10 protein-coding genes, 1 tRNA gene and 1 pseudogene are annotated in these 11,709 nt (G+C 54.3%); 7 read left to right on the forward strand and 5 right to left on the reverse strand.

Translation table 11 applies throughout. From position 1 onward, the window contains the following. Nucleotides 1-12: 12 nt before the first annotated feature. Both ACOTXL_RS20965 and ACOTXL_RS20970 read right to left on the reverse strand, forming a co-directional pair. Nucleotides 13-876: a fumarylacetoacetate hydrolase family protein gene (locus ACOTXL_RS20965; RefSeq protein WP_003862442.1), complete on the reverse strand. Its 864-nt coding sequence runs from the start codon at nucleotides 874-876 to the stop codon at nucleotides 13-15. 17 nt (nucleotides 877-893) lie between these two features. Then, nucleotides 894-2,255: a 2-hydroxycarboxylate transporter family protein gene (locus tag ACOTXL_RS20970; RefSeq protein ID WP_022651841.1), complete on the reverse strand. Its 1,362-nt coding sequence runs from the start codon at nucleotides 2,253-2,255 to the stop codon at nucleotides 894-896. Nucleotides 2,256-2,600: 345 nt separating this feature from the next. Here ACOTXL_RS20970 and ACOTXL_RS20975 point away from each other — a divergent pair, with 345 nt between their 5' ends. Continuing rightward, nucleotides 2,601-4,238 (forward strand): ATP-binding protein, encoded by a 1,638-nt coding sequence (locus ACOTXL_RS20975; protein WP_003862446.1) that lies wholly within the window; start codon nucleotides 2,601-2,603, stop codon nucleotides 4,236-4,238. Further along, nucleotides 4,228-4,920 carry a response regulator gene (locus tag ACOTXL_RS20980; RefSeq protein ID WP_003862448.1) on the forward strand — a complete coding sequence of 231 codons (693 nt, stop codon included), beginning with the start codon at nucleotides 4,228-4,230 and terminating at the stop codon, nucleotides 4,918-4,920. Before ACOTXL_RS20975 ends, ACOTXL_RS20980 begins: the two co-directional genes overlap by 11 nt. Before the next feature lie 99 nt (nucleotides 4,921-5,019). Here ACOTXL_RS20980 and ACOTXL_RS20985 read toward each other — a convergent pair whose 3' ends face one another. Further along, nucleotides 5,020-7,155, reverse strand: a complete 2,136-nt coding sequence (locus tag ACOTXL_RS20985; protein WP_045350808.1) for an ornithine decarboxylase — start codon at nucleotides 7,153-7,155, stop codon at nucleotides 5,020-5,022. Nucleotides 7,156-7,336: 181 nt separating this feature from the next. Here ACOTXL_RS20985 and ACOTXL_RS20990 point away from each other — a divergent pair, with 181 nt between their 5' ends. Beyond that, a complete protein-coding gene (locus ACOTXL_RS20990) occupies nucleotides 7,337-8,050 on the forward strand; it encodes a DUF554 domain-containing protein (protein WP_003862452.1) in 714 nt (237 codons plus the stop codon). A 95-nt stretch (nucleotides 8,051-8,145) separates the two neighbouring features. Then, a tRNA-Phe gene (locus ACOTXL_RS20995) sits at nucleotides 8,146-8,221 on the forward strand. Between the two features lie 77 nt (nucleotides 8,222-8,298). Here the strand turns inward: ACOTXL_RS20995 and ACOTXL_RS21000 are convergent. Continuing rightward, the gene (locus ACOTXL_RS21000; protein ID WP_045350806.1) at nucleotides 8,299-10,083 is read right to left on the reverse strand and encodes a hybrid sensor histidine kinase/response regulator; all 1,785 of its coding nucleotides are present in this window, start codon (nucleotides 10,081-10,083) and stop codon (nucleotides 8,299-8,301) included. After that, nucleotides 10,080-10,712, reverse strand: a complete 633-nt coding sequence (locus ACOTXL_RS21005) for a response regulator transcription factor (protein ID WP_003862456.1) — start codon at nucleotides 10,710-10,712, stop codon at nucleotides 10,080-10,082. Before ACOTXL_RS21005 ends, ACOTXL_RS21000 begins: the two co-directional genes overlap by 4 nt. A 175-nt stretch (nucleotides 10,713-10,887) precedes the next feature. Here ACOTXL_RS21005 and ACOTXL_RS21010 point away from each other — a divergent pair, with 175 nt between their 5' ends. The 3 genes and pseudogenes from ACOTXL_RS21010 to ACOTXL_RS21020 form a co-directional block, all read left to right on the forward strand. Beyond that, a complete protein-coding gene (locus tag ACOTXL_RS21010; RefSeq protein WP_003862457.1) occupies nucleotides 10,888-11,202 on the forward strand; it encodes a lipoprotein in 315 nt (104 codons plus the stop codon). A gap of 116 nt (nucleotides 11,203-11,318) precedes the next feature. After that, nucleotides 11,319-11,570, forward strand: a pseudogene (locus ACOTXL_RS21015) (hypothetical protein); the annotation flags it as partial. A gap of 53 nt (nucleotides 11,571-11,623) precedes the next feature. Beyond that, a partial coding sequence (locus ACOTXL_RS21020; RefSeq protein ID WP_305219426.1) for an IS1 family transposase occupies nucleotides 11,624-11,709 on the forward strand: 86 nt, incomplete at its 3' end.

The raw sequence follows: 11,709 nt of genomic DNA on the forward strand, positions 1-11,709 counted from the left end.
CTGCCGCCTTACTCAGTGCGCTGCCGCGAGCCCGACGGCTGGCGCTTCCACGATCACGTTGCTCAGATGACCGATATGCTCGATCTCCACCTCAATGCGATCCCCCTCTTTCATAAACAGCGGCGGGTTACGCTTTTTACCCACCCCACCTGGGGATCCGGTGATGATCACATCGCCAGGACTTAAGCGGGTGAAGGTGCTGATGTACTCGATCAGCTCCGCCACCTTGTGGATCATGCTGCTGGTGTTGTCTTCCTGCACCATGCGGCCGTTCAGCCAGGTGCGGATTGCCAGTCGGTGCGGATCGGGGATCTCATCCGCCGTCGCCATCCACGGGCCGAACGCCCCGGTCTGCCGCCAGTTTTTCCCGGCGGTGAACCAGGTGTGCTGCCAGTCGCGGGCGGAGCCGTCCATGTAGCAGCTGTAGCCCGCCACGTGGCGAAGGGCGTCGTCGCGGCTGATGTTCTCCCCGCCTTTGCCGATGATCACCGCCAGCTCGCCTTCGTAGTCGAATTCGCTGGAGTGGCGCGGCTTCAGCACCGGCTCGTTGTGGCCGGTCTGTGAGTCCGGGAAGCGGACAAACAGCGTCGGGGCCGGGTTGTGCTGGTCAAACTCCTTGCGCTTGTCGGCATAGTTCATGCCCACGCAGAGGATTTTTTCCGGCTGGACAATCACCGGTAAGAAGGTGATGGCGTTCAGCGGCACGTCCACCGCGTCGTTCAGGAATCGGGTGGCCTGCGCCAGCCCGTTCCCCTGCAACAGCGCTTTAAGGTCGCCATAGCGGTCGCCGAGGCGGCGGCCTAAATCAATCACGCCGTCGGCCTGAACGATGCCGTAGCTGCGTTTTCCCTGGTATAAAAAGCTTGCGAGTTTCATTGTTCTTTCCTGAAAACTTAAACGAGGAAGTTGCCCAGAATCAGCAGAGAGATGGAGACGTTAATCGCCCCGCCGATACGGGTAGCAATCTGGGCGAACGGCATCAGGCTCATGCGGTTGCCTGCGGTCAGGATCGCCACGTCACCAGTACCGCCCTGGCCGCTCTGGCAGCAGGAGACGATGGCGACATCAATCGGGTGCATACCAATCTTTTTGCCGACGAAGAACCCGGTTGCCACCAGCGCGGAGACGGTGCTGATAATCACCAGCAGGTTGGTCAGCGTGAAGGCGGCCACCAGTTCATGCCATGGGGTGATGGCTACGCCAACGGCAAAGAGAATCGGGTAGGTCACAGAGGTCTGGAAGAATTTGTACACCACCTGAGAGCCCTCCAGCAGACGCGGAGAGGCACCGTTGCAGAGCTTCACCAGCACCGCCATAAACAACATGCCCACCGGCGCTGGCAGACCAATCAGCTTGTGACCGAGCATACCCAGCATGTACAGCAGCACCGCCAGCAGCGCGCCGGAGGCGATGGTCGTCACGTCCGCTTTGCCGGAGAACGCAGGCTGAGAGACAGTGGCATCGGCATTGGCGCGATTCGGCATCAGCTGGCCTTCACCGGTCAGGTGCGGGTAGCGTTTCCCGAGCTGGTTGAGGCAACCGGAGATAATGATCGCCGTCAGGCCGCCGAGCATCACCATCGGCAGTACGCGGCCGAGCGCCACGCCCTGATCCATATGCAACAGGGTGGCATAGCCGATGGAAAGCGGGATTGCCCCTTCCCCGACGCCGCCCGCCATGATCGGCAGAATGATAAAGAAGAAGATCTGGAACGGCTCGAGGCCCAGCGCCAGCCCAACACCCATGCCGACAATCATGCCGACGATTTCACCGCACAGCATCGGGAAGAAGATGCGCAGGAAGCCCTGGATCAGCACGGTGCGGTTCATACTCATGATGCTGCCGACGATAATGCAGCAGATATAGAGATAAAGAATGTTGGTGGATTTATAGAACTTAGTGGTGGATTCCACTACTACATCCGGCAGCAGGCCGTAATAGACCAGCGCGGAAGGGATAAAGGTGGCGCAAATTGCCGCCGCGCCGAGCTTGCCGACAATCGGCAGGCGTTTACCGAATTCACCGCAGGCAAAGCCGAAGAAGGCCAGCGTGGCCACCATGACCACAATGTCGCTCGGTAGTTTTCCGCCCAGGCAATCAATCGCAATCAGCGCGCCCGCCAGAACGAACAGCGGCAGAGGTATAATGCCGATTTTCCAGGTATCCATAATATGCCACCAGCGCTCTTTGAGCGATGGCCGCTGAATATCAATCGGGTCGTGGGTAACAGAGAATGAATCGTCAGTTGTGCTCATAATAAGCCCCTTAGTTATTTTGTGCGTTCAGCTTAGAGTCACAAAGGCTTACTTTATGTGAGGGATGGCATGTTAAAAGCGAAGTTTTAATGGACGCTATGGTTTTAATGGTTTCTTTTATTTAATGTGATTTATGCCTTATTTATTGCCGTGGTTTTTATGGTTTCTTTTCTTAACTGAACAAAGAAATAACATTTATTCATTTAACCTTAAGAGGATGAGACTTTCGGAAAAATCTTTTACAGGCTGCGCTGTGCAAGGGATCACAAGTTTTCGGCAAAGCGGGCATCCTGGCCTTAAAAGATGATATATTCAGCCGACCTGTTGATATCTCGCGTGATAGTTATGAAAGTATCGTTTCAGATCAAGCTGTTTATTTCGCTGGTCGCCTTTTTCTCAGTGCTGTTCGCATTACTGGGCGGATATTATTATGTCGATGTCGGCAGGCAGCTTTATCAGGAAATGAGCGCACGCGCAAAAATACAGGCTGAAGAAATTGCGCTTATTCCAACCCTGCGAAAAGAAGTCGAACAAAAGGATATCCAGGGCATCCATGACTTTATGCAGAAAATAGCCGCCCGCAGCGACGCCAGTTTTATTGTGATTGGTGACAATAAGGGGCTGCATCTTTTCCACTCCGTGTTTGCCGACCGGGTAGGCAAAACGCTGGTTGGCGGAGATAACGACGAGGTATTACACGGCAAAAGTACCATCACCATCCGCAAGGGCGGGTTAGGCATTTCACTGCGCAGCAAAGCGCCCATTTTTAATGATGCCGGGCAGGTGGTGGGGATTGTTTCGGTAGGCTATCTCACAAGCTATCTGGACACCATCACCGTCAGTAAGGTGGTTAATATCCTGATTGCCGCCGTGCTGCTGCTTATCGCCCTGTTTATTTTCTCCTGGTTCTTCACCCGCAGCATCAAGAAGCAGATATTCTCTCTGGAGCCGCGCGAAATCGGCCTGCTGGTGCGCCAGCAAAAGGCGATGATGGAATCCATTTATGAAGGGGTGATTGCCATCGATGACGATCTCCGCATTGAGGTGATCAACCAGGCGGCGCGTAAATTATTAGGCTTACGCCAGCCCGCCCGCGAACTGCGGGGTCAACTCATCAGCCAGGTGATCGCGCCCGTCCCGTTCTTCAACGCGCAAACCATGCTTGCGAAAGACACCCACGATGAGATCTGTCGCTTTAACGATCTCACGGTCATTGCCAGCCGGGTGCGGATAATGCTGGAAGATGCATTGCAGGGCTGGGTGATCACCTTTCGCGATCGCAACGAGATCGACTCGCTCAGCGCCCAGCTCAGCCAGGTGAAGCGCTACGTTGATAACCTGCGCATCATGCGCCATGAACAGCTGAACCGCATGACTACGCTGTCCGGCCTGCTGCATATGGGCCGTTATGACGAGGCAATTCGCTACATACAGGCGCAGTCGGAACACGCTCAGGAGCTGCTGGACTTTATCTCGTCCCGCTTTAGCTCTCCGACGCTGTGTGGTTTGCTGCTTGGAAAGGCCGCCCGCGCGCGTGAAAAAGGCGTTGAGCTGAGTTTCGATCCGGCCTGCCGGGTGGATAAACCGTTCCTGCCGCTGCTCGAATCGGAACTTATCTCGATCATCGGGAACTTGCTGGATAACGCCATTGAAGCGACCCAGCGTGCACCGCTCCCGCATGCCCCGGTGGACGTGCTGATAAAGCTGAACGAGCAGGAACTGATTATTGAAGTCGCCGACCAGGGCGTCGGCATCACACCGGAGATCCGCGACCGGATCTTTGAGCGCGGCATCACCACCAAAACGCGCGGCGATCATGGTATTGGCCTGTATCTGATTGAAAGCTATGTCACACAGGCTGGCGGTGCAATTGAAGTTGCCGATAACACCCCACGCGGTGCCATTTTCTCACTGTTTATTCCCGCCACGGGAACGGCCCGGCACCCCGTACAGGAACTGGAAGATACCGACTATGCAACATGAACTTATCGACGTACTGATTGTTGAAGACGAGAACGAACTGGCGCAACTGCACGCGGAGCTTATCGGTAAACATCCGCGTCTGAGGCTGGTGGGGATTGCCGCGTCGCTGGCCGACGCGCAGGTACAACTGGAGAGCAAACAGCCGAAGCTGATGCTGCTGGATAACTACCTGCCGGACGGCAAAGGCATCACCCTTATCAGCAACCCGATGCTCACCCGCGCCAACTGCTCGGTGATTTTCATCACCGCCGCCAGCGATATGGACACCTGTAGCCAGGCCATTCGTAACGGCGCGTTTGACTATATCCTTAAGCCGGTCTCCTGGAAGCGGCTCAGCCAGTCGCTGGAGCGTTTTGTGCAGTTTGCCGAACAGCAGCGCGTCTGGAAGATTGTTGACCAGCAGAACGTGGATTCACTCTATCAGTTACAGGCGAAAAACTATCGTCTGGACAACGGCAGCAAAGGGATAGAGGAGAACACGCTGGCGCGGGTGCAAATGCTGTTTAACAACAAGGCGGCGCACTGTTTTACGGTGGATGAGGTGGTGAGCGAGACGGGCCTGAGTAAAACCACCACCCGGCGCTATCTGGAACACTGCGTGGAGGTGGGTTTTCTGACGGTGGAGATGCTGTACGGTAAGATTGGACATCCGAGAAGGATGTACAGGCGTAGTGCGACTTAACTCCCCTCACCCCGGCCCTCTCCCCAAAGGGGCGAGGGTGAAAAGACGGCTCCGTGCAATCCCCTCTCCCCTTTGGGGAGAGGGTTAGGGTGAGGGTCCCTACTTTAATACGTACCCATACAGCCGCTTGATCCCGTCCGCATCCTTCTCGCTGTAAACGCCCTGCAACTCTGGGGAGAAACCCGGCAGCATATTAATGCCCTCTTCCAGTGCCAGGAAGTAGCGCTGTACTGCTCCACCCCAGACTTCCCCCGGCACCACGCACAGCACGCCCGGCGGGTATGGCAGCGCACCTTCGGCGGCAATGCGTCCTTCGGCGTCACGAATACGCACCAGTTCGACGTTCCCGCGAATGTACTCCTGGTTGGCATCCTGGGGGTTCATCACCACGGCAGGCAGGCTCTCCTGACGGAACATCGCCTTCTGTAAATCCTTCACGTTAAAGCTGACGTAGAGATCGTGCATCTCCTGGCATAGCTGACGGATCGTATAGTCGCGGTAACGCACCGGGTATTTCTGATAGATGGTCGGAAGCACATCCGCGAGCGGTGTGTCGTCTTCAATATGCTGTTCAAACTGCCCCAGCATCGCCACCAGCTGCATCAGCTTCTCCGCGCTCTCGGCTGGCGTCAGCAGGAACAGGATGGAGTTGAGATCGCACTTCTCCGGCACAATGCCGTTCTCGCGCAGGTAGTGGGCGAGAATGGTCGCCGGAATGCCGAAATCGGTATAGTGCCCTGTTTCAGCATCAATGCCCGGCGTGGTCAGCAGCAGCTTGCACGGATCGACGAAATACTGCTCGCGGGCATAGCCTTCAAAACCGTGCCATTTTGCACCCGGTTCAAAACTAAAGAAGCGACGTTCGCTGGCGATGGCCTGCGTGGGGTGATCCTGCCATAGCCGCCCCGCCACCACCGGTGGGATAAACGGTTTGATCATATGGCAGTTAGCGATGATGGCCTTGCGCGCTTCAATGCCCAACTCGACACACTCCGCCCACAGCCTGCGTCCGCTTTCGCCCTCGTGGATCTTGGCGTTCACGTCCAGCGCCGCAAACAGCGGGTAAAACGGGCTGGTGGAGGCATGCAGCATGAACGCGTTGTTCAGCCGCTTGTGCGGGCAGAAGCGCGACTGACCGCGAATATGGTTATCCTTTTTATGGATCTGCGACGTTTGTGAGAACCCGGCCTGCTGCTTGTGGACCGACTGGGTCACGAAAATTCCCGGATCGTTCTCGTTCAGTTCCAGCAGAAGCGGAGACGTTTCCGCCATCATCGGGATAAATTGCTCGTAGCCGACCCAGGCGGAGTCAAAGAGGATGTAGTCGCAAAGGTGCCCGATCTTGTCGATCACCTGACGGGCGTTGTAGATCGTGCCATCGTAGGTGCCGAGCTGAATGATCGCCAGACGGAACGGGCGCGCCTCGGCGGCTTTCTGCGGCGCGACGTCACGGATCAGTTCCCGCAGCCAGGCCTCATCAAAGCAGTGCTCATCAATCCCGCCGATAAAACCAAACGGATTACGGGCTGCCTCAAGATAGACAGGCGTTGCCCCGGCCTGGATCAGCGCCCCATGATGGTTGGACTTGTGGTTGTTACGATCGAACAGCACCAGATCGCCACGAGTCAGCAGCGCATTGGTCACCACTTTATTGGCCGCCGACGTGCCGTTCAGCACGAAGTAGGTTTTATCCGCGTTGAACACTTTCGCCGCGAACTTTTGCGCGTGCTTGGCAGAACCTTCGTGGATCAGCAAATCACCGAGCTTCACGTCGGCATTGCACATATCGGCACGAAACACGTTTTCACCGAAGAAGTCGTAAAACTGCCGCCCCGCCGGGTGTTTTTTGAAAAAGGCGCCGTGCTGGTGACCCGGACAGGCAAAGGTGCTGTTTCCCATCGCCACATACTGGCTCAGGGTGTCAAAAAAGGGTGGCAGCAGGTTCTCTTCATACCGGCAGGCGGCAGATTCCAGTTCCAGCAATTCCTGTGCTTTACCCGAGATGATCGCCGTGACACCCTCTGGCACCTCTCCAGGCTCTGTTGAGAACATAAATACCGGTAGCTGAAAGCCCGTACGCTTCAGCAACGCGAGAATGCCGCTGTAGCTTTCAACAACCGTAATGACGACTGCCGCCACATCGGTGAAATCAGTGTTATCCAGCATAACCTTTTCGCGATGCGTAGAAACTTTGGATACCAGCTCGCGGCTGACGGCAATTTTCATGGTTTTCATAGGCGCAAATACCCTCACCGAACGGTGAGACAGGAAGGAGAAAATTCGCGCAATCATGTCACCTTTTATTTTCAGGTGCAAGAAGGAATCAGTATGCGTTACGCCTCCCAAAGCTAAGCGTAATCAGGGACGAACGTGCCATAATGATGCAATGCCAGTGCTTAAATAACAGGAGTTAAACGTGGTAATTGGACCCTTTATCAATGCGGGAGCCGTATTGCTGGGCGGTGTACTTGGGGCAGTATTAAGCCAGCGGTTGCCGGAGCGTATTCGCGTCTCCATGCCCTCCATTTTTGGCCTGGCGTCGTTAGGGATTGGTATCCTTTTAGTGGTGAAATGCGCCAACCTGCCGGTGATGGTACTGGCGACGCTGCTCGGCGCGCTGATCGGCGAATTTTGCTATCTGGAAAAGGGCATCAATCACGCGGTAGGCAAAGCCAAAAATCTGATTGCCCGACCGGGCAAGGCGAAGCACGGCACGCACGAGTCGTTTATTCAGAACTACGTTGCGATCATTATTCTGTTCTGCGCCAGCGGCACGGGGATATTCGGTTCGATGCAGGAAGGGATGACCGGCGATCCCAGCATATTGATTGCGAAAGCGTTTCTGGATTTCTTTACTGCCACCATCTTTGCCACCACCCTCGGCATCGCCGTCGCCGCGATTTGCGTGCCGATGTTGCTTATTCAACTGGCGCTGGCCACCTGCGCCACGCTGATCCTGCCGCTGACAACGCCAGCGATGATGGCAGACTTTACCGCCGTCGGCGGCCTGTTGCTGCTGGCGACAGGGCTGCGAATCTGTGGCATTAAGATGTTTGCAGTGGTGAACATGCTCCCTGCCCTCCTGCTCGCGATGCCGCTATCCGCGCTCTGGACGCACTTTTTCGCTTAAGTTTGCGACGAAATGGTGAGAGAGTGTGCAGTCTGCACCGAAAGCAACAAATTTCGTTGACGCCGGAGGGAGGATCGGGTTTAATGCGCCCCGTTGCCCGGATAGCTCAGTCGGTAGAGCAGGGGATTGAAAATCCCCGTGTCCTTGGTTCGATTCCGAGTCCGGGCACCAAATTTCATATTAACGGACCTCCACGGAGGTCCGTTTTTGCATTCTGAGCCCGCCAGAATCATTACTTCTGCATTCCCTTAACGACACCCCAACCACTGCGTCAGTAGCGAATGCAGTTTAGCTGGCTCCAGAGGCTTGCGGAGTACCAGGTACCCCTCCTGCTCCGCCTCCAGCAGAACCGGTGAATTAAATTCGCCGCTAACTATCGCGCCGCTCATATCCGGCAGACGTTCAAAAAGCGCTTTCAGGATATCGAAGCCGCTTTCGCCGGATCGCAGGCGCTGGTCGCACAGCACGGCGAACGGCGTAAAGCCGTCGTCGATTATGGCAAACGCTTCTTCAGCGGAGGCCGCACAGCGTACGTCGATTCCCCAGACGCTCATCAGGCTCTCCCAGGCAGACGTCACCAGCGGGTCGTCATCGACGACCAGGCAGGAACCGTGCAGCGGCGCATAGCGTACCGGCGTGGCGGTGTTATCAGCGGCGGGCGGGGTATCCAGCACGCTATCTTCGCCAGCATATTGGGTAAAGCGCATCCAGAAGCGTGAGCCTTTCCCTTCAATGGATTGCATCCCGTATTTCACCTTCATCAGCTTGGCACAACGGGCAACGACGGCCAGTCCCAGCCCGTGTCCGGCGCTGTCGATCTTCCATGCCAGCTCGGGGCGGTAGTAAGGTGAGAAGATTTTGCCCTTCTCTTCATCGGCGATACCGACTCCCGTGTCCCACACCTCCACCATACACTCGTCACCGCGCGGTCGGATGGCGACCAGCACCCCGCCCTGGAGCGTGTAGCGAAGGGCGTTTTGAATCAGGTTGATCAGGGACTGTCGCACCAGTAGCGGATCGCCCATCACGTAGATATGGCGTTTAGGCCGCCGGATGCACAGCCTAAGCGCGCGGCTGTTGGCCTCTTCACGAAACAGCGTGATGACCGAGTCGAGCAGAGCACCGATATCCACTTTGGTCGGGGCAGAGAGGACATTCCCGGATTCTATTTTGCTGAGATCGAGCAGAGAGTTGAGCATTAAATGTACCGAGCGAACGCTCTGCTGAAGGTCAAGAAGCTGTGGCGTCAGGCTGCCGTCCCGGTTTCGATGGAGGATGGCTTCGATCAGAAAGCCCATAGCATGCACAGGCTGGCGCAAATCGTGGCTGGCGGTGGTCAGAAACTGATTTTTATCCAGCAGTGCCTGCTCCGCGTCCTCTTTGGCCTGACGAAACTGTTCCGCCAGCCGTGAGCTTTTTTCCTCCAGCAGCGCTTGCTGAATAAAGAACGCATGGGAAGTTAACGCATGGCGGTAAATTGCGAAGCCGTAAAGCAGATTCAGCATGAGCACGATGAACATCAACTCATCCAGCCGCCAGATAATACCGAGGTTCAGCACCCCCCAGGAGGCGAAGAAAAAACGCGTGAAGGTACTAATGACAGGCGTCAGATGTGTCGCATTGGCGGCGACGATGGCGGCGATGCTGATATTAAGTAACAGGAAAAAGTCAAAATTCTGCGTCTGTGGCGTAATTAAATAGAGTGAAGAAATTCCCAGCCCGTGAATAAAGGCAATATTATTAATACGCGGAAGCCAGCGTCGCAGGACGTCCCTCTCACCGTTTTCTTTCGCTTCACGCTGATAGCATCGGTGCAATAGTCGTATCGCCACGGCACATAGCAGATAAATAATTATCCAGATAATCGTTGGGCCGAGGTCGTCCCCAAGCATATAAATCCAGATGGCGAAAGGAATACCCACAAAGGGCACAGCACTAAAGCTAAATACCAGCCGAAGAAAGGTGTTGTTTAGCAAACGGATCTGCGCCGGAGCAGAGATACCATCATTTTGTAAGCTCTGGAAAAACCTCATTCCGACGGTTCCTGCTTGCCATGCAGAAGCGTGATGGCTTCAACCCGGCTGTTAACGCCTATCTTTTTCAATATATTGCTGATGTGTTCTTTAACCGTGGGCTCAGAAATTGAAAGCTGTGCGGCGATTCGTTTATTTGGCAGGCCGCGCATAATCATATTTAACACGTCTATTTGTCGCGGCGTTAAGTTAAATTTACTTAACTTCTCATTATTGGCCTTAACGGAAATTTCGTTTCCCTCAGGAAACCAGGTCTGATTATCAGTGAGTGCGAAAACGGCCCGCGAGAACATCTCAGGTGGCTCGCTTTTCAATACAAAACCGTGTCCCCCGGCGGCATTAACTTTGCGCCAGATATCATTATTGTCATCCCCGCTGACCACCAGGAGTCGTACCTGTGGGTAAAGTTGTTTTACTTCTTTGAGTAATTTCAGGGCCGTTCCGGAAGAGAGCCAAAAATCGATTACCAGCAAACGTGGCGGGCCATGATCTCTAATTTGTCGGTAGCAATCATCCTCATTCGTCACCACACACGCCTGTTTAAACTGGCAATGTGTAATCAGAAAATTGGCGATGCCGCTTGCTACCAATGGATGGTCATCAACGACTAACGCATAATTCTGTCCCAAAGGAGCCTCCTTTTACCTTCGCATATCTTAGAGTACAGATGAATTATTATCTACCCACCCTACTTTAGGAGGGTTTTTTCGATTAGGAAAGAGAAATATATTATTCGCTGATTTGGGTAAAAGAAAACATAAATACAATCAGTGAAATTAACTGGTTGGATATCAAGGATAATTTATGAAAAAACCACTAATCGTTTTAACCGTTACGTTGATGTTAGCCGGTTGTTCCACGTTGAAAACCGATCAGGCTATTCCACTCCTCCAGGCGGAGACCGCTAAAATGCTGGGACTGGGCTCATCGGATGAAATAACTGTGACCAACGTTAATGGCGCCCAGCCGGACGCACTGGGAGGACAAAAACTCTCTTATCGCGCCACGACGGAAAAAGGGCGTATTTTCGATTGTTCATCGATGATGATGCCGGGAATTTTAGGATCCGCACCGACGCTGAGCGCGCCAACCTGTACACCTGTTGTCACACATAAATAATTAACGCCGCATCAAAAGGCGTACATAAATAACGCCTTTTACATTATCTGGCGTATCTGAGTTTTCATAAAAAAACGATGTTCCTGACATCATGCTAATGAGTACGGAGATAGCCCGTGAATAACTCTACATCGCATTCTTTAGCGGTTAAGACGCCGCTTTCCAGACTTTACCTCGCTCTATTTTCCGCGCCGCTGTTACTGTTTTTACCTGCCGATATCGCGCGTGCAGCCGATGCCTTTTTTGATGGCGACTCGCGTATTACCGAAACGCTGGGTTACACCGGTGATGTGTATGTTGGACGTAATCAACGCGGAAATCTGTTGATCGATAATGGCAAAATCACCGCCTATAACATCAATATCGGGTAATGCTGCCAACTTACTGATTTAGTGTATGATGGTGATTTTAGGGTGCTTGCGTGGCTTCCATTTCCATCAGATGTCCTTCCTGCTCCGCTACTGAAGGCGTGGTGCGTAACGGCAAAAGCACTGCCGGGCATCAGCG

It is taken from the genome of Enterobacter cloacae complex sp. IR5402, from assembly GCF_049238125.1.
Taxonomy (GTDB): Bacteria; Pseudomonadota; Gammaproteobacteria; order Enterobacterales; family Enterobacteriaceae; genus Enterobacter; species Enterobacter hormaechei_C.